The sequence below is a fragment of the Fluviibacterium sp. S390 genome (assembly GCF_049800695.1).
GTDB lineage: Bacteria > Pseudomonadota > Alphaproteobacteria > Rhodobacterales > Rhodobacteraceae > Meridianimarinicoccus.
The window spans coordinates 58156-74425 of record NZ_JBNAFN010000002.1 but is presented as its reverse complement, the minus strand read 5'-3'; the positions used below and the strand labels follow the sequence as shown (position 1 = coordinate 74425).

Sequence of the window (16270 nt, the reverse complement as noted above, 5' to 3'; positions counted from 1 at the left end):
CGGGGGCCGCGGAGCGCGTTCATGTTACAGATTAGCCTCTGGAAGCGGGTGGTCATCTGGGCGGTGGTGGCCGCCGGGTTGATTCTGGCGCTTCCCAACCTGTTCTACGGACGGGTGGAAGTTCACAATGACGCGCTGGCGGCCATCGAGGCGCAGGGTGGGGTGGCAACGCCCGAGCAGGAAGCGGACGCCGGTTTCTGGCCGTCGTTCCTGCCCTCGGGGATTGTCAATCTGGGGCTTGATCTGCGCGGCGGTGCGCATCTGCTGGCCGAGGTCCATGTCGAGGATGTCTATGCCGACCGTCTGGACGGCATGTGGCCCGAGGTGCGCAACGCATTGCGGGCCGAGCGTGCAACCGTCGGCACCATCCGCCGTCAGGACAGCGCCCCGGACGAGTTGCGGGTGCGCATCGGCGAACCTGCCGGCATCGACCGGGCCGTGTCGGTCGCGCGCGATCTGTCCCGGCCCATCGTGTCGCTGACCGGTGTCGGGGCGTCAGACATCGAAGTTTCCGCCGAGGGCAGCGATGTCGTGATCCGTCTGTCGGAGGCGGAGCGCGCAGCCACCGACGCGCGCACCGTTCAGCAAAGCCTTGAAATCATCCGCCGCCGTGTCGACGAAGTTGGCACGCGGGAGCCGACCATCCAGCGCCAGGGCGAGGATCGGATCCTGATCCAGGTGCCGGGTATTGGTTCGGCCGAGGAATTGAAGGGGTTGATCGGCACCACCGCGCGGCTGACCTTCCAGTCGGTCGTGGGCCGCACCACCGATCCCGAAAGCCGTCCCGGTGCCGGCAACGTGCTGATGCCCTCGCTGGACGAGCAGGGCACCTATTACATCGTCGAGGACGCGGTGGTCGTCTCGGGCGAGGAGCTGACCGACGCGCAGCCTGCCTTTGACCAGAACGGGCGCCCGGCGGTGAACTTCCGGTTCAACCCGCAAGGCGCGCGCAAGTTTGGTGAATATACCGCCGAGAACATCGGCAGCCCCTTCGGCATCATCCTGGACGGCGAGGTCATTTCGGCCCCGGTGATCCAGAGCCATATTCCCGGCGGGTCCGGCATCATCACCGGCAACTTCTCGGTCGAGGGGTCCACGGAACTGGCGGTGCTTCTGCGCGCCGGTGCGCTGCCCGCAGGCATGACCTTTCTGGAAGAGCGCACCATCGGTCCCGAACTGGGACAGGACAGCATCGACGCGGGCAAGGTGGCCAGCCTTGTGGCCTTTGCCGGGGTGCTGGTGTTCATGGCGCTCAGCTATGGCCTGTTCGGGTTGATCGCCAACGTTGCGCTCATCATCAACGTCGGGTTGATCTTCGGCCTGCTGTCGCTGATCGGCGCCACACTGACCCTGCCGGGCATTGCCGGGATCGTGCTGACCATCGGCATGGCGGTGGATGCCAACGTGCTGGTGTTCGAGCGGATCAAGGAAGAATTGAAACGCGCCAAGGGCCCGGCCCGCGCCATCGAACTGGGCTATGAAAAGGCCCTGTCGGCCATTCTGGACGCCAATGTCACCACATTCATCACGGCAGCCATCCTGTTCGTCATGGGCTCGGGCCCGGTGCGCGGCTTTTCCGTGACGCTTGGGCTGGGCATCCTGACCTCGGTCTTCACGGCGATCTTCGTGACCCGTCTGATGATCGTGATCTGGTTCGAACGCCGTCGCCCCAAAGCTCTGGAGGTCTGAGATGCGCCTGAGACTTGTACCCGCCGAGACCAACTGGGATTTCTTCCGCACCTGGAAGATCACCTTCGGCCTGTCGGTGCTGGCCGTTCTGGCGTCCCTCGTCGCCTTCGCGGTGATCGGGCTGAACTATGGCATCGACTTCCGGGGCGGCACCACGATCCGCACCGAAAGCAGCCAGCCCATCGACGTGGCCGCCTATCGGGATGCCATTGCGCCGCTGGGACTGGGCGATGTGTCGATCACCGAGGTCTTTGACGCCGGATTCGGCGAAGACGAACATGTGGCCCAGATCCGGATCGAGGCGCAGGGCGATGGCGATGCCAGCGTCGCCGCCGAAACCGTGCTGGCGGTCGAGGCCGCCTTGCAGGAGTTGGACCCGTCCATCACCTTCCCGTCGGTCGAATCGGTCGGCCCGAAAGTGTCCGGCGAGCTGGTGCAATCTGCGGTCCTGGCTGTGGTTCTGGCCATCGGTGCGGTGCTGTTCTACATCTGGTTGCGCTTTGAATGGCAGTTCTCGGTTGGCGCCGTGGCCGCGCTGATCCACGATGTGATCGTTACCATCGGCATCTTCTCGGTGCTGCAGATCAAGTTCGACCTGGCGATCATTGCGGCACTTCTGACCATCGTCGGCTATTCGCTGAACGACACCGTGGTGGTCTTCGACCGGGTGCGCGAGAACCTGATCCGCTTCAAGCAGACAGAGTTGAAGGACGTTCTGAACCTGTCGATCAACGAGACCCTGAGCCGGACGGTGATGACCTCGGTCACCACGCTTCTGGCGCTGATTTCGTTGTTCGTGCTGGGCGGGGATGTGATCCGGGGATTTGTCTTTGCGATGATCTGGGGCGTAGTGATCGGCACCTATTCGTCGATTTTCGTGGCCTCGGCGGTGTTGCTGAAGCTGGGTGTGAAACGCGACTGGTCCAAGCCGGACGCCAAGGCCGGGACGCAGTTCGCCGATATCGATGCCTGATCTGATCTCCCAGGTTCTGGCCTTGCCGGGCTTGGGATGGTTGATCGCGGCTTCCTTCGTTGGGGGAATCGTTCGCGGGTTTTCCGGGTTTGGCACGGCATTGGTGTTCATGCCGGTTGCAGCCCGGTTTCTTGATCCGCTTTGGGCGATCATGGCGTTGATGGTGATGGAAATATTCGGACCCATGCCCAACCTGCCGCGTGCGGCGCGGATCGCCAATCGGCGCGATATCACGCTGATGCTGGGGGCGACGGTGATCACCTTGCCGCTGGGACTGTGGGTTCTGGTGCAGGTGCGGGCCGATGTCTTTGCCTGGGTGGTCTCGGGACTTGCGCTGGTCATGCTGGCCTGCCTGCTGAGCGGGCTGCGTTATCGCGGACCCGTGGGGCCGCGCCTGGTAACCGCCACCGGCGGGATGGCCGGGTTTCTGGGCGGACTGACCGGTATGCCGGGGCCGCCGGTGATCCTGCTGTATCTGGCCGCACCGCATCCGGCGTCGATGGTCCGCGCCTCGATCATGGTTTACCTGTTTCTCTATGATGTGCTGCTGCTCGTGGCGTTGTGGGTGAAAGGGATTCTGGCGCTGGTACCGCTGGGTTTGGGGGTGATCCTGACCGTGCCATCGGTGCTGGGCAACATGCTGGGCGGCTGGATATTCCGACCCGAGCACGAGCGACTGTATCGCGGGGTGGCCTTTTCGGTGATCGGGGCATCGGCCCTGTCCGGGCTGCCGATCTGGAGGTGAGAGCATGCGTCTGAATGAAATCCGCTTTCGCGATGGAATGCCCGTCGAAGGTTATGGCCCCGGCTTTTTCCGGGTTGGTGGCAAGGTGCTGACTGGGGGTCTGCTGCTGTTGCCCGACCATGACCCGGCGATCTGGCAAGGGTATGACGAATTGGACCCGCTGATGGCCGCGGCCTGCGATCTGGATGTGCTGTTCATCGGCACCGGAAGCGAGATGACCTATCTGCCCACCGCCTTTCGCGAGGCCCTTGAAGGGGCAGGGATCGGTCTGGAACCAATGGCCAGCCCGCAAGCCTGCCGCAGCTACAACGTTCTTCTGTCCGAAGGGCGGCGGGTCGGTCTGGCAGCGAGGCCAGTGACGTGACAGGAAGCTGTGTCTACGGATGGTCCATACCGAAACAGGATCTTTGGTCATGCTGAGCGTGCGCGGGGTTTGCGTGGCGCGTGGCGGGGTCCCGGTGCTGGAAGGCGTCGATCTGGATCTTGAGGCGGGACAGGCGCTGGTGCTGCGCGGGCCGAACGGAATCGGCAAGACGACCTTGCTGCGCACCCTGGCGGGCTTGCAGCCGCCGGTCGAGGGCCAGATCGAGATGGCACCGGATCTGGTCGCCTATACCGGCCATTCCGACGGGGTAAAGGCCACCCTGACGGTGGTCGAGAACCTGGAATTCTGGGCACGGGTGTTCGGGCAGGGCGACATTGCCCCGGCACTGGCGGCCTTCGATCTCGAAGGTCTGGTCGAGCGGCAGGCGCAGAACCTGTCCGCCGGTCAACGGCGGCGTCTGGGTCTGGCGCGGCTGATGGTGACGGGACGGCCGATCTGGATGCTGGACGAGCCGACGGTCTCGCTGGATGCGGCCAGCGTGAAGATGTTCGCGGCCTCGGTTCAGGCCCATTGCGCCGCAGGCGGCGCCGCCATCATGGCCACCCACATAGATTTGGGCTTGGACGGGCTGGTGCTGGACCTGTCGCCCTATCGCGCCATTGGCCGGATGTCGGCCGGCGGCTTCGAGGAGGCTTTCGAATGATCGCGCTGCTGCGTCGTGACCTCGTGCTGGCGGTGCGGGCCGGGGGCGGGTTTGGCCTTGGGCTGGCGTTTTTCCTTGTTCTGTCGGTGCTGGTGCCCTTCGGCGTGGGACCAGAGGCCGATGTGCTGGCGCGGATCGCGCCGGGCATCCTGTGGATCGGCGCGCTGCTGTCGTGCCTGCTGTCGCTGGACCGCATTTTCGCGCTGGACTTCGAAGACGGCTCGCTGGATCTGCTGGCCACGGCGCCGGTCCCCCTGGAAGGCGTCTCCGTGGTCAAGGCGCTGGCGCACTGGCTGACCACCGGTCTGCCGCTGACCCTTCTGGCGCCGGGGCTGGGGGTTCTGCTGAACCTGCCGCCCGCGGGCTTTGGCTGGCTGGTGATCTCGTTGGCGGTGGGCACCCCGGCGCTGAGCCTGATTGGTGCCTTCGGGGCAGCCCTGACCGTCGGGCTGAAACGGGGCGGCCTGCTGCTGTCACTTCTGGTCCTGCCGCTTTACGTGCCGACACTGATCTTCGGCGCGCAAGTTGCCACGCAGGGGGCCGCGGGCCTTGATGTGGGCACGCCACTGGTGCTTTTGGCCGGGATCAGCGCCGGAACGCTGGCATTGATGCCCTTTGCCGCAGCCGCAGCCCTGCGCATCAATTTGCGCTAACAAGAGGGCTTGCATAGAACAGACCCGTACTCTGTAGCACCGGTTTTTGACATGTCGTTCTGGGAATTCGCGAATCCGAAAAGGTTCATGCAGCTGTCGTCACGGCTGTTGCCCTGGGTTGCCGGGCTTTCCTTGGCATGTCTGGTCGTCGGGCTGATCTGGGGCTTTTTCTTCACGCCCGAGGATTACCGGCAAGGTTCAACCGTCAAGATCATCTACCTGCATGTGCCGGCGGCCCTGATGGCGATCAACGCCTGGTTGATGATGCTGGTGGCGTCGCTGGTCTGGATCATCCGACGTCACCATGTCAGCGCCCTGGCGGCGCGCGCCGCGGCACCGGTGGGGCTGACCTTTACCGTGATCGCGCTGATCACCGGGGCGATCTGGGGACAGCCCATGTGGGGCACCTGGTGGGCCTGGGACCCGCGCCTGACATCCTTTCTGATCCTGGCGCTGTTCTACATGGGCTATATTGCCATGTGGGAAGCGGTCGAGAATGGCGACACGGCGGCCGATCTGACCTCGGTCCTGTGCCTTGTGGGGTCGGTCTTTGCCATCCTGTCGCGCTATGCGGTGCTGTTCTGGAACCAGGGGCTGCACCAGGGGGCCTCGCTGTCGCTGGACAAGGAAGAGAACGTGGCCGACGTCTTCTATCTGCCGCTTCTGGTCTGCATCGCCGGGTTTGTCCTGATGTTCCTGGCGCTGGTGCTGCTGCGCACCCGGACCGAGATTCGCGCCCGTCGCCTGAAAGCCCTGCTGAACCGGGAGCGGATGGCATGATGCCCGAACTGGGAAAATACGCCGCCGAGGTCATTTCGGCCTACGCGGTATCGCTGGGCCTTTTGGTCGGATTGGTGGTGCTGAGCCTGCGCCGGAATGCCCGGCTGCGCGACGCCCTTCGGCAAGTGGAAGATCGGCAAAGGAAAACCAATGGCTAGGATGTCTCCCCTGATGGTGGTGCCGCCGGTGGTGTTCGCCGGACTTGCCGCCTTGTTCTTCTTCGGCATGCAGCGGGAAAACCCCGATGCCCTGCCGACAGCGCTGGCCGGCAAGGCCGCGCCTGTGGTGCAGGTCACGCAACTGGGCGACAAGCCGGTGTTTACCGCCGAGATGCTGCAGGAGCCCGGCGTGAAACTGGTGAACTTCTGGGCCAGCTGGTGCGCGCCCTGCCGGGTGGAGCATCCGATCCTTGAAGCGCTGGCCGCCGAGGGCGTGGTGATTCACGGGGTGAACTACAAGGATACCGATGCCAAGGGGTTGGGGTTTCTGGCCGAATTGGGCGATCCCTATACCACGGTCGGGGCTGACGGGTCGGGCCGCATGGGGCTGGAGTGGGGCCTGTATGGCGTGCCGGAGACCTTTGTCATCGACGGCGACGGCCGTATCGTGACCCGTTTTGCCGGTCCGGTGACCGAACGCGCGCTGGAAAGCACCATCCGACCCGCGATGGAGCAGGCGGCGAACTGAGCCTGGTCAAACCGCGCGTCGCAGCCGCGCGCGCTCCCCTTCCAACAGGTCCGTGACATCCGTCTCGGACCGGGCACGCTGCGGGTCAGGGTGCCGCGCGACATGACACAATTCCTTAAATCGGGTGGGCCGCTGGCAAATGACCAGCGTGTTTGCGCGCGATCATGATCGCCGGGCGGGATTCCCGCCCGCCTTGCCGACTGACAATGCCCCAAACGGAAAAGGCACCGTCCAGTGGAACGGTGCCTGATCGACATTTCAGTATCTACTGCGCTGCGTAGGCGGCCCGGAGTTTCAGCTCCGGACCGCCCTTCGTGTCTTAGGCCGACTTGGCGAGGTTGCGCAGCACGTAGTGCAGAACACCGCCGTTCTCGATGTATTCGATCTCGACCGCGGTATCGATCCGGCACTTCAGCGTGATGACCTTCGTGGTGCCATCCGCGTAAGTGATCGTGCAGGGCACGTCCTGCAGCGGCTGGATCGTGTCCAGACCCGAGATCGACACGGTTTCATCACCCTTCAGGCCCAGCGTCTTGCGGGTATCACCGCCGGTGAACTCGAACGGGATGACGCCCATGCCCACCAGGTTGGAGCGGTGGATACGCTCGAAGCTTTCCGCGATCACGGCCTTGACGCCCAGCAGAGCCGTGCCCTTGGCCGCCCAGTCACGCGACGAGCCCGCGCCGTACTGTTCGCCCCCGAAGATCACCAGCGGGGTGCCGGCTTCCTGATGGGCCATCGAGGCGTCGAAGATCGAGGTCTGTTCGCCATCGGGGCCCTTGGTGTAGCCGCCCTCGACGCCGTCCAGCATTTCGTTCTTGATGCGGATGTTGGCGAAGGTGCCGCGCATCATGATCTCGTGGTTGCCGCGGCGCGAGCCGTAGGAGTTGAACTCGCGTACCGGCACCTGACGGTCGATCAGGTATTTCCCGGCCGGGGTGGTGTCCTTGAACGACCCGGCGGGCGAGATGTGGTCGGTGGTGATCATGTCGCCCAGGATCGCCAGAACCTTGGCGTTCTCGATGTTCGAGATCACACCCGGCTCCATGCCCATGCCCTGGAAGTACGGCGGGTTCTGGACGTAGGTCGAGGTCGCAGGCCAGTCGTAGGTCAGGCTGTCGGTGGTTTCGACGCCCTGCCACTTCTCGTCGCCCTTGAACACATCGGCGTATTTCGACTGGAAAGCGTCACGCGTCACGGTTTCTTCGACCAGATCGGCGACTTCCTTCGAGGTCGGCCAGATGTCTTTCAGGTAGACGTCGTTGCCGTTCTTGTCCTGACCCAGCGGCTGGGTGGTCAGGTCGATGTTCATGTCCCCGGCCAGGGCATAGGCGACGACCAGCGGCGGCGAGGCCAGATAGTTGGCGCGCACATCGGGGCTGATCCGGCCTTCGAAGTTCCGGTTGCCCGACAGAACGGAGGTCGCGATGATGTCGCATTCGTTGATCGCTTCGGACAACTCGGCCTGGATCGGACCGGAGTTGCCGATGCAGGTGGTGCAGCCATATCCGACAAGGTTGAAGCCGATCGCATCGAGATCTTCCTGAAGGCCGGCGGCCTCGAGATAGGCCGACACGACCTGCGAACCCGGCGCCAGCGAGGTCTTGACCCAGGGCTTGCGGTTCAGGCCCAGTTCACGCGCCTTGCGAGCAACGAGGCCCGCCCCGATCATGACATAGGGGTTGGAGGTGTTGGTACAGGACGTGATCGAAGCGATGACGATTGTGCCATCGTGGATGGTGTAGTCCTCGCCCTTGACCTTGGCGCGCTTGTGCTTGCCTTTGTCGCCGGGGATGTTGCGCGGTGCGATTGCGCCGCCTTCGTCGGTCCACTCCTTCTTGTCCTCGTCGTCGGCCTTCCAGCCGGGACGCTGACCGGTAATGTATTCGCCAAAGGTCTGAGCAGCGGCGTCGAGGGCCACGTAGTCCTGCGGGCGTTTCGGGCCCGAGATCGCGGGCACGATGGTGCCCATGTCAAGTTCCAGCGTGTCGGTGTAGATCGGGGCATAATCGGCGTCGCGCCAGAAGCCGTTTTCCTTGGCATAGGCTTCAACCAGCGCCACGCGATCTTCGTCGCGGCCGGTGTTGCGCAGGTAGCGCAGGGTTTCGTCGTCGATCGGGAAGAAGCCACAGGTTGCGCCGTATTCCGGCGCCATGTTGGCGATCGTGGCGCGGTCGGCCAGCGGCAGACGATCCAGGCCGTCACCGTAGAATTCGACGAACTTGCCGACAACGCCCTTGGCGCGCAGCAGTTCGACGACCTTGAGAACCAGGTCGGTGCCGGTGGTGCCTTCCATCATGCTTCCGGTCAGCTTGAAGCCGACGACTTCGGGGATCAGCATCGAGATCGGCTGGCCCAGCATCGCCGCCTCGGCCTCGATCCCGCCGACACCCCAGCCCAGAACGGCCAGGCCGTTGACCATTGTGGTGTGGCTGTCGGTGCCGACCAGCGTGTCGGGGTAGGCGACGGTTTCGCCGTTCTGGTCTTCGTCGGTCCAGACGGTCTGGGCCAGGTATTCCAGGTTCACCTGGTGGCAGATGCCGGTTCCCGGCGGCACAACGCGGAAGTTGTTGAAGGCGCTCTGACCCCATTTCAGGAAGGTATAACGCTCCATGTTCCGCTCGTACTCGCGGTCCACGTTCATCTGGAAGGCGCGCGGATTGCCGAATTCGTCGATCATGACCGAGTGGTCGATGACCAGATCGACCGGGTTCAGCGGGTTGATCTTGTTGGCGTCGCCACCCAGGGCAACGATGCCGTCGCGCATGGCGGCCAGGTCAACCACGGCCGGAACGCCGGTGAAGTCCTGCATCAGAACGCGGGCCGGGCGATAGGCGATTTCGCGGGGGTTCTTGCCACCTTTGGCGCCCCATTCGGCGAAAGCCTTGATGTCGTCGACAGAGACGGTGAAACCGTCGTCTTCGAAACGCAGCATGTTCTCAAGCACCACTTTCAGCGCGGCGGGAAGCTTGGAAAAATCCCCGAGGCCTGCGTCTTGCGCGGCGGGGATCGAGTAATATGCGATGGATTTGTCGCCGACGGTAAGGGTCTTACGCGTCTTGGCTGTGTCTTTGCCGACGATGACGGTCATGGAATCTGGCCTCCCAATATCTGACGGGCTCTTGCTGATCGCGGTCCGCCCCGACGAGTCGGAGCGGCGTTGCGCGGGGTCTCGCGCGCTTTGTATACCAATGCACACAATGTGCAACCCCGCCTGAGTGCGACGCTTTTTCTCTCGCGAAACGGTGATTGGCTCACAAGCAAGGGCTGGCCTAATGTGCACCCTTACAGTGTGGGGACGAAACGGGACATGATGATGCGGTTGGCGGTTTTGCTGGTGGTGATTTCGGGATGGCTCAGCCCGGTGGCGGCGCAGCCTCAACCCGGCCCGGTGGTGGTGGAACTGTTCACCTCGCAGGGATGTTCCTCCTGTCCGCCCGCCGACGCCCTGCTGATGGAATTGTCCACGCGCGAGGACGTGCTGCCGTTGGCCCTGCATGTGGATTACTGGGACTATATCGGCTGGCCGGACAAGTTCGCCTCGCCGAAATTCACCAAGCGACAGAAGGCTTACGCGCATCATGCGGGCCGGTCGATGATCTATACACCGCAGATGATCATCGGCGGGCAGACCGATATTGCCGGGTTCAAGCCGGTCGAGACCATGGCTGCGATCGACGCCCACAAGACCCTGGCCAAGCAGGCCGAACTGTCGGTGTCCCGCACCGGGGATCGGCTGGAAGTGTCGATGGCGCCGCATGGCAAGGGACCGGGCGCCGTGCGCGTGGTCCTGGTGCGCTTCACCCCCCATGCCCGCGTCACGATCCGGGGCGGCGAAAACACGGGGCGCGTGATGGACTATGTCAACATCGTGACCCAATGGACGCCGCTGGCCGAATGGGAGGGCACCGCGCCGGCCCGGCTGGAGGCACCCTATCCGGGTGATGACGAAGGCGCGGTCTTGCTTCAGGCTGACGGCCCGGGGCCGGTTTTCGCGGCGGCCCGCGTGCGCTGAAGCTCGGGCTTCCAGCGCCGGTGAATCCACAACCATTGATCCATATGCGCGCGCACCCGCGCCTCCAGACTGTCGTTGATGGCTTGGGTCATGGTGATTGCATCACTGGGCGGGATTGGTGCCTCGGCAATGATGTCAAACCCGTCCTTTGTGCGGATGCCATAGACAGGGATCAGCAGCGCGCCGTACTTCAACGCCATCTCGGCCGCAGAGGTTGAGGTCGGGGCGGGCTTGCCGAAGAAATTCACTTCGGCGCCTTCATGGACGAACTGATCCAACAGAATGGCCACGGTGTTGCCCTTGCGCAGGAATCGCAACATCGCGCCCAGACCCTTGCGGCCGCGCGGAAAGACCGGGGCGGCGATGCGGCTGAGCACGGTGTGAAATTCGGTGTCCAGCACCGGATCGTCCACCGGACGATAGAGCGCGCCGATCTGGTGGCCGCGTTGCGCCAATGCGGCGCGGGCGGCGTCGAAATTGCCGAAATGGCCCGAGACCACGATGATCGGCCGGCCCTCGGCGCGGGCCTGGTCCAACGCGGGCAGGCCGGGACCCTGCATCTCGATCTTGGAGATCCGGTCGGTAAATTTTGTCCCCGAGGCAATCTCGATCAACATGCGTCCGGTGTTGGCCGGGACCGCCCGCGACAGGCGCTTGACCTCAGCCGGGTCCATATCCGGCAGAACGTAGTTCAGGTTGTCGATGACCCGTTGATCATAGCGCGCGATGGGGGCCGCGATGCGTGACATCAGCCAGCCCACCACCGGCCCGCGCAGGCCGTAGGGCAGCAGCAGCGGTGCGCGTACCAGCGCCAGAATAGCCCAGCGATGCAAAGGGTTGGGCGCGTCATCCTTGCGGTTCTTCCCCATGGTGTTCCCGTTCCGATCCCAGCCGTTGCCGATGCTATACGCGGGTCGGCAAGGCTGGGCAACGGGGCGGCGCCTATCCCTCGGGGGCGATGAGGGTCAGTTCCCCAGCCTGCTCCATATCGCGGATGGCGCCGACCACCGCAGCCATGGCGGTTTCCCCGTCTTCGGGTTTGACCCGGCCCAGATCCTCGGCATCCTCGCGGATCTGTTCCGACATGCGTTTGGAGATTGAGTTGAGGATGAATTCGGCCGACGCCTGTTCTTTCTCGGACGCCAGCGCGGCGGCAATGGCGATCACCAGTTGTTGCTGATCCACGGCGCGGGTGATCTTGGGAACGTCGCGCGGAGTGATCCGGGTCTCGATGTCGTTGAAGGTGAAGATGGCCTTGCGAACCTGCGTGGCAAAGCTCTCATCCTCCTCCACCAGCCCGTCCAGCACCCGGTCGCGGGTTTCGGCACGCGAGAAGTTCAGCATGGCGCCAACCCGGCTGACAGGTTCTTCCTCGAAGGCTTTCAGTTCTGCCGTGGCGATCTCGGTCGCGATCGCATGGCCGATGGTGCGCACGGTTTCAGGATCGACCGCCCCTGTGGTGGAGACTGCATAGGTGATCCGCCGCGCCAATTCCCCGGGCAGATGGCCAAGGATCGCGGCAGAGGTCGGCACCGGCAGCTTGGCCAGCACCACGGCCGAGGTTTCGATGCTTTCCTTTTGCAGGATCTCGGCCAGTTGCGGCACCTCCAGCCCTTCGATCATCTTCCAGGGATCGCCCTGAACTACGACACCGGTTTGCAACCGAAGACGGCGCAGGGCATCGGGGCTGAGCGCGCCGTTGAGCAACTCAAGCGCGTTTTCGATTCCGCCCGGAAAGGCCGCTCCGACGTCGTTCACATCCTGGATAAATTCCGCGACCACCGCATCGAGGGTGTCCTTGTCGATGCTGCGTAGGGCGCCCATTTCATGGGTCAGTTCGATCTGCAGCGCCTCGGGCAGATCGTCGAGCGAGAATTTCGCGCCCTGTTTCAGAAGCAGCCGGACGATAACGGCGGCCTTCTGCCGTTTGGTCAGGACTTGCCGGGGCCGGCGGGCCGGTATCGGCGGAGCGCCAGCAGGGCTGGAAACAGGTGACTGGGAAACAACAGGTTGAGACATGGACCCTCCGCGTTCTGCAGGTGGGCCGAGCCTAGTCTCAACAGGTTTAATCTGCCGTTACTTGCGGCAGATTATCAGCTTGTGGTGCCGGGGGTGCAGCGTTGCGTCGCGGAATCCCACGTCGAGCCCTGGGCACAGGAGGACGCCCGCTGTTCCTTGCCGTGCTGGCAATAGTCCGCCACGGCAAGCCCGGGCAGGGTGGCCAGCGCCAAGGCCACGATTGCTGTCTTGATCTTCATGATCGACTCCCTTCGTTGTACGACGGAGAATGTAGCACGAAGGGCGCTGGCTTCAAAATTTTCGCCTAACCGAAGACGCGGCTGAAGATCGTATCGACGTGCTTGGTGTGATAGCCAAGGTCGAACTTGTCTTCGATCTCGGCCACGGACATCACCGCGGTCACATCCGGATCGCCCTTCAGTTCTTCCATGAAATCAGCGCCTTGTTCCCAGACCTTCATGGCGTTGCGCTGAACCAGACGATAGCTGTCTTCGCGGCTGACACCTTTCTGGGTCAGGGCCAGCAGCACGCGCTGCGAATGCACCAGACCGCGGAACTTGTTCATGTTGGCGATCATGTTGTCGGGATAGATCACCAGCTTGTCGATCACCATGGTCAGGCGCGCCAATGCGAAATCCAGCGTGATGGTGGTGTCGGGGCCGATGTTGCGTTCCACCGAGCTGTGCGAAATGTCGCGCTCGTGCCAGAGCGCCACGTTCTCCATCGCCGGAACCACCGCCATGCGTACCAGACGGGCTAAGCCGGTCAGGTTCTCGGTCAGCACCGGGTTGCGCTTGTGCGGCATCGCCGAGGAGCCCTTCTGACCTTTCGAAAAGAACTCTTCAGCTTCCAGAACCTCGGTGCGCTGCATGTGGCGGATTTCGGTGGCGACGTTCTCGATGGAACTGGCGACCACGCCAAGGGCGGCGAAGAAGGCGGCGTGACGGTCGCGCGGGATCACCTGGGTCGAGATCGGTTCGACCTCAAGCCCCAGCTTGGCACAGACATGTTCCTCGACCGCCGGGTCGATGTTGGCGAAGGTGCCGACCGCGCCGGAGACGGCACCGGTGGCGATCTCCATCCGCGCTTTCTTCAGGCGGTTCAGGTTGCGATCCATCTCGGCGTAGAAGCGCGCGAAGGTCAGGCCCATGGTGGTCGGCTCGGCATGAATGCCATGGCTGCGGCCGATGCGGATGGTCATCTTGTGTTCCATCGCGCGGCGCTTCAGGGCGGCCAGCAGTTTTTCCATGTCGGCGATCAGGATGTCGGCGGCGCGGACCAGCTGCACGTTGAAACAGGTGTCCAGCACGTCGGAACTGGTCATGCCCTGATGCACGAAGCGGGCTTCATCATTGCCGATGATCTCGGCCAGATGGGTCAGGAAGGCGATGACGTCATGTTTGGTGACGGCCTCGATCTCGTCGATGCGCTCGACGTTGAATTCCACGTCCTTGGCTTTCCAGACGGCCTCGGCGTTTTCCTTCGGGATCACCCCCAGTTCGGCCTGGGCGTCGCAGGCGTGGGCCTCGATCTCGTACCAGATCCGGAACTTGGTTTCCGGGGACCAGATGGCGACCATCTCGGGACGGGAATAGCGGGGGATCATGGGCGCGCCTTTCAGGAATGTCGTGGAATCGCGGTCTACCTAGACAAAGCAGGACGCGGCGGCAAGGCGGCAAGGGTTCTGTGCCTGCGGCGAATGCGGTAGGGCTGGTGCTGAACAAGTGTGAAAGGCCCCAAGATGGCAAAGCAGTTTCCCCGCCTGACCGAAGCATTCCGGACATTCATCGCCCGGCAGCACATCTTTTTCGTGGGCACCGCCGCGCGCGAGGGGCGGGTGAACGTCTCGCCCAAGGGCATGGACAGCCTGCGGGTGCTGGATGACAACCGGCTGTTGTGGCTGAACCTGACCGGCAGCGGCAATGAAACCGCAGGCCACCTGCGCGATACCAACCGGATGACGCTGATGTGGTGCGCCTTCGACGGCAAGCCGCTGATCCTGCGGGTCTATGGACAGGCGCGCGCGATCCATGATTTCGATGCGGATTGGGACTGGGCCTATGGCCATTTCCCGGACGTGGCGGGCGCCCGGCAGGTCTTCGATCTGCGGATCGATCTGGTGCAAAGCTCGTGCGGGATGGGGGTGCCGCTGATGGACTTTGTCGAAGATCGCGCGGACGACCAGCTGGTCGCGCATTTCGTTGCACTTGGCCCGGACGGCACCCAGGCCTATCAAGAGCGCAAGAACCGCCAGACAATCGACGGGGCGCCCACCGGGATCAGGCCCGACGCGGGCTGAGCCCCGGAAACGAAAAAGCCCCGGCCGATGCCGGGGCTTTCCTGTTGGTCGCGGGGCCGCTGGATCAGCGGTTTTCCACGTCGATGTAGTCACGCTCGGTAGCACCCATGTAAAGCTGACGCGGACGGCCAATGCGCTGCTCGGGATCGCCCAGCATTTCTTTCCACTGCGAGATCCAGCCCACGGTGCGCGAAAGTGCGAAGATCGGGGTGAACATCGAGGTCGGGAAGCCCATGGCCTCAAGGATGATGCCGGAATAGAAGTCCACGTTCGGGAACAACTTCTTTTCGGCGAAGTACGGATCAGCGAGGGCGGCCGCTTCCAGCTCCTTGGCCACCTGCAGGGTCGGGTTGTCCTCGATGCCCAGCAGATCCAGCACCTCGTCGGCCGATTGCTTCATTACTTTGGCGCGCGGGTCGAAGTTCTTGTACACGCGGTGACCAAAGCCCATCAGACGGAACGGATCGTTCTTGTCCTTGGCGCGGGCGATGTATTCCGGAATGCGATCCGGGGTGCCGATTTCCTTCAGCATCTCCAGGCAGGCCTGGTTGGCGCCGCCATGGGCCGGACCCCAGAGGCAGGCGATGCCGGCCGCGATGCAGGCGAACGGGTTGGCGCCCGAGGAAGAGGCCAGACGCACGGTCGAGGTCGAGGCGTTCTGCTCGTGATCGGCGTGCAGGGTAAAGATCCGGTCCATGGCGCGGCTCAGGATCGGGTTCACTTCATATTCCTGGGCAGGCACGGCAAAGCACATGCGCAGGAAGTTCGAGGCATAGTCCAGATCGTTGCGCGGATATACGAAGGGCTGGCCCACGTGATACTTGAACGCCCAGGCAGCGATGGTCGGCATCTTGGCGATCAGGCGGATCGAGGCGACCTCGCGCTGCCACGGATCGGCAATATCGGTGCTGTCATGGTAGAAGGCCGACATTGCGCCAACGATCCCCACCATGATGGCCATCGGATGCGCGTCGCGGCGGAAGCCCGAGAAGAAGTTGCGCATCTGCTCGTGCAGCATGGTGTGCTGGGTGACACGACGTTCGAAGTCTTCCAGCTGGGTGCCCGTGGGCAATTCGCCGTACAGCAGCAGGTAGCAGACTTCCAGGTAGTGCGACTTGGCCGCAAGTTGGTCGATCGGATAGCCCCGGTGCAGCAGCACGCCTTCTTCGCCGTCAATATAGGTGATGGTCGAACGGCAGGCCGCAGTCGAGGTGAACCCCGGATCGTAGGTGAAGACGTGGCCCTGACCGTAGAGCGAGCTAATGTCAACGGCATCCGGCCCGATGGAGGGCGAGTGAAGCGGCAACTCCAGTGTGGTGTCGCCGAAACTCAGGGTCGCGGTCTTAGTCGTGTCAGCCATGATTGTCCCTTTGTATGACGCG

Annotated in this window: 17 protein-coding genes; 11 read left to right on the top strand and 6 right to left on the bottom strand. The window is 63.5% G+C overall.

All coding sequences use genetic code 11. From position 1 onward, the window contains the following. The first annotated feature begins 21 nt into the window (after nucleotides 1-21). From secD to ACP15K_RS02330, 9 genes are read left to right on the top strand one after another with little or no spacing between them, the layout of a single operon-like run. Nucleotides 22-1689 carry a protein translocase subunit SecD gene (gene secD / locus ACP15K_RS02370; RefSeq protein WP_424989699.1) on the top strand — a complete coding sequence of 556 codons (1668 nt, stop codon included), beginning with the start codon at nucleotides 22-24 and terminating at the stop codon, nucleotides 1687-1689. 1 nt (nucleotide 1690) lies between these two features. Next, entirely contained in the window at nucleotides 1691-2662 is a 972-nt protein-coding gene (gene secF, locus ACP15K_RS02365) for a protein translocase subunit SecF (RefSeq protein WP_193142164.1), read from the top strand. Beyond that, a complete protein-coding gene (locus tag ACP15K_RS02360; protein ID WP_424989698.1) occupies nucleotides 2655-3407 on the top strand; it encodes a sulfite exporter TauE/SafE family protein in 753 nt (250 codons plus the stop codon). Before secF ends, ACP15K_RS02360 begins: the two co-directional genes overlap by 8 nt. A 4-nt stretch (nucleotides 3408-3411) precedes the next feature. Continuing rightward, the gene (locus ACP15K_RS02355) at nucleotides 3412-3771 is read left to right on the top strand and encodes an Mth938-like domain-containing protein (protein ID WP_424989697.1); all 360 of its coding nucleotides are present in this window, start codon (nucleotides 3412-3414) and stop codon (nucleotides 3769-3771) included. A 49-nt stretch (nucleotides 3772-3820) separates the two neighbouring features. Then, nucleotides 3821-4435, top strand: coding sequence for a heme ABC exporter ATP-binding protein CcmA (gene ccmA / locus ACP15K_RS02350; RefSeq protein ID WP_394355471.1), 615 nt, complete (start codon nucleotides 3821-3823; stop codon nucleotides 4433-4435). After that, a complete protein-coding gene (gene ccmB, locus ACP15K_RS02345; protein WP_193142160.1) occupies nucleotides 4432-5088 on the top strand; it encodes a heme exporter protein CcmB in 657 nt (218 codons plus the stop codon). Before ccmA ends, ccmB begins: the two co-directional genes overlap by 4 nt. 51 nt (nucleotides 5089-5139) lie before the next feature. Then, nucleotides 5140-5868: a heme ABC transporter permease gene (locus tag ACP15K_RS02340; RefSeq protein WP_193142159.1), complete on the top strand. Its 729-nt coding sequence runs from the start codon at nucleotides 5140-5142 to the stop codon at nucleotides 5866-5868. Next, nucleotides 5865-6026 (top strand): heme exporter protein CcmD, encoded by a 162-nt coding sequence (ccmD, locus tag ACP15K_RS02335; protein ID WP_193142158.1) that lies wholly within the window; start codon nucleotides 5865-5867, stop codon nucleotides 6024-6026. Before ACP15K_RS02340 ends, ccmD begins: the two co-directional genes overlap by 4 nt. Then, a complete protein-coding gene (locus ACP15K_RS02330) occupies nucleotides 6019-6555 on the top strand; it encodes a DsbE family thiol:disulfide interchange protein (protein WP_193142157.1) in 537 nt (178 codons plus the stop codon). Before ccmD ends, ACP15K_RS02330 begins: the two co-directional genes overlap by 8 nt. Before the next feature lie 319 nt (nucleotides 6556-6874). Here ACP15K_RS02330 and acnA read toward each other — a convergent pair whose 3' ends face one another. Further along, a complete protein-coding gene (gene acnA / locus ACP15K_RS02325; protein WP_424989696.1) occupies nucleotides 6875-9646 on the bottom strand; it encodes an aconitate hydratase AcnA in 2772 nt (923 codons plus the stop codon). A gap of 219 nt (nucleotides 9647-9865) precedes the next feature. Between acnA and ACP15K_RS02320 the strand changes: the two genes are divergently transcribed. Next, entirely contained in the window at nucleotides 9866-10570 is a 705-nt protein-coding gene (locus ACP15K_RS02320) for a DUF1223 domain-containing protein (RefSeq protein ID WP_424989695.1), read from the top strand. On the opposite strand, the gene ACP15K_RS02315 is transcribed toward ACP15K_RS02320, so the two are convergent. The 4 genes from ACP15K_RS02315 to purB all read right to left on the bottom strand — a co-directional run bounded on the left by ACP15K_RS02315 (nucleotide 10522) and on the right by purB (nucleotide 14195). After that, nucleotides 10522-11439 (bottom strand): lysophospholipid acyltransferase family protein, encoded by a 918-nt coding sequence (locus ACP15K_RS02315; RefSeq protein WP_193142154.1) that lies wholly within the window; start codon nucleotides 11437-11439, stop codon nucleotides 10522-10524. The genes ACP15K_RS02320 and ACP15K_RS02315 overlap by 49 nt on opposite strands. Before the next feature lie 73 nt (nucleotides 11440-11512). After that, nucleotides 11513-12589 carry a flagellar motor switch protein FliG gene (locus tag ACP15K_RS02310; RefSeq protein ID WP_193142153.1) on the bottom strand — a complete coding sequence of 359 codons (1077 nt, stop codon included), beginning with the start codon at nucleotides 12587-12589 and terminating at the stop codon, nucleotides 11513-11515. Nucleotides 12590-12663: 74 nt separating this feature from the next. After that, nucleotides 12664-12828, bottom strand: a complete 165-nt coding sequence (locus ACP15K_RS02305; RefSeq protein ID WP_424989694.1) for a hypothetical protein — start codon at nucleotides 12826-12828, stop codon at nucleotides 12664-12666. A gap of 65 nt (nucleotides 12829-12893) precedes the next feature. Then, nucleotides 12894-14195, bottom strand: coding sequence for an adenylosuccinate lyase (gene purB, locus ACP15K_RS02300; protein WP_424989693.1), 1302 nt, complete (start codon nucleotides 14193-14195; stop codon nucleotides 12894-12896). A gap of 135 nt (nucleotides 14196-14330) precedes the next feature. On the opposite strand from purB, the gene ACP15K_RS02295 reads away from it, so the two are divergent. Further along, nucleotides 14331-14888: a pyridoxamine 5'-phosphate oxidase family protein gene (locus ACP15K_RS02295; protein WP_193142150.1), complete on the top strand. Its 558-nt coding sequence runs from the start codon at nucleotides 14331-14333 to the stop codon at nucleotides 14886-14888. 64 nt (nucleotides 14889-14952) lie between these two features. On the opposite strand, the gene gltA is transcribed toward ACP15K_RS02295, so the two are convergent. Beyond that, nucleotides 14953-16248, bottom strand: coding sequence for a citrate synthase (gltA, locus tag ACP15K_RS02290; protein WP_193142149.1), 1296 nt, complete (start codon nucleotides 16246-16248; stop codon nucleotides 14953-14955). Nucleotides 16249-16270 lie beyond the last annotated feature (22 nt).

Bases quoted from the DNA above. Each gene is read 5' to 3' on its own strand.
- ACP15K_RS02355 (WP_424989697.1), top strand. From the start codon at position 3,412: ATGCGTCTGAATGAAATCCGCTTTCGCGATGGAATGCCCGTCGAAGGT.
- ACP15K_RS02295 (WP_193142150.1), top strand. From the start codon at position 14,331: ATGGCAAAGCAGTTTCCCCGCCTGACCGAAGCATTCCGGACATTCATC.
- gltA (WP_193142149.1), bottom strand. From the start codon at position 16,248: ATGGCTGACACGACTAAGACCGCGACCCTGAGTTTCGGCGACACCACA.
- secF (WP_193142164.1), top strand. From the start codon at position 1,691: ATGCGCCTGAGACTTGTACCCGCCGAGACCAACTGGGATTTCTTCCGC.
- ACP15K_RS02320 (WP_424989695.1), top strand. From the start codon at position 9,866: ATGATGATGCGGTTGGCGGTTTTGCTGGTGGTGATTTCGGGATGGCTC.
- ccmA (WP_394355471.1), top strand. From the start codon at position 3,821: ATGCTGAGCGTGCGCGGGGTTTGCGTGGCGCGTGGCGGGGTCCCGGTG.
- secD (WP_424989699.1), top strand. From the start codon at position 22: ATGTTACAGATTAGCCTCTGGAAGCGGGTGGTCATCTGGGCGGTGGTG.
- ACP15K_RS02315 (WP_193142154.1), bottom strand. From the start codon at position 11,439: ATGGGGAAGAACCGCAAGGATGACGCGCCCAACCCTTTGCATCGCTGG.
- ACP15K_RS02360 (WP_424989698.1), top strand. From the start codon at position 2,655: ATGCCTGATCTGATCTCCCAGGTTCTGGCCTTGCCGGGCTTGGGATGG.
- ACP15K_RS02330 (WP_193142157.1), top strand. From the start codon at position 6,019: ATGGCTAGGATGTCTCCCCTGATGGTGGTGCCGCCGGTGGTGTTCGCC.
- acnA (WP_424989696.1), bottom strand. From the start codon at position 9,646: ATGACCGTCATCGTCGGCAAAGACACAGCCAAGACGCGTAAGACCCTT.
- ACP15K_RS02340 (WP_193142159.1), top strand. From the start codon at position 5,140: ATGTCGTTCTGGGAATTCGCGAATCCGAAAAGGTTCATGCAGCTGTCG.
- purB (WP_424989693.1), bottom strand. From the start codon at position 14,195: ATGATCCCCCGCTATTCCCGTCCCGAGATGGTCGCCATCTGGTCCCCG.
- ACP15K_RS02305 (WP_424989694.1), bottom strand. From the start codon at position 12,828: ATGAAGATCAAGACAGCAATCGTGGCCTTGGCGCTGGCCACCCTGCCC.
- ACP15K_RS02310 (WP_193142153.1), bottom strand. From the start codon at position 12,589: ATGTCTCAACCTGTTGTTTCCCAGTCACCTGTTTCCAGCCCTGCTGGC.
- ccmD (WP_193142158.1), top strand. From the start codon at position 5,865: ATGATGCCCGAACTGGGAAAATACGCCGCCGAGGTCATTTCGGCCTAC.
- ccmB (WP_193142160.1), top strand. From the start codon at position 4,432: ATGATCGCGCTGCTGCGTCGTGACCTCGTGCTGGCGGTGCGGGCCGGG.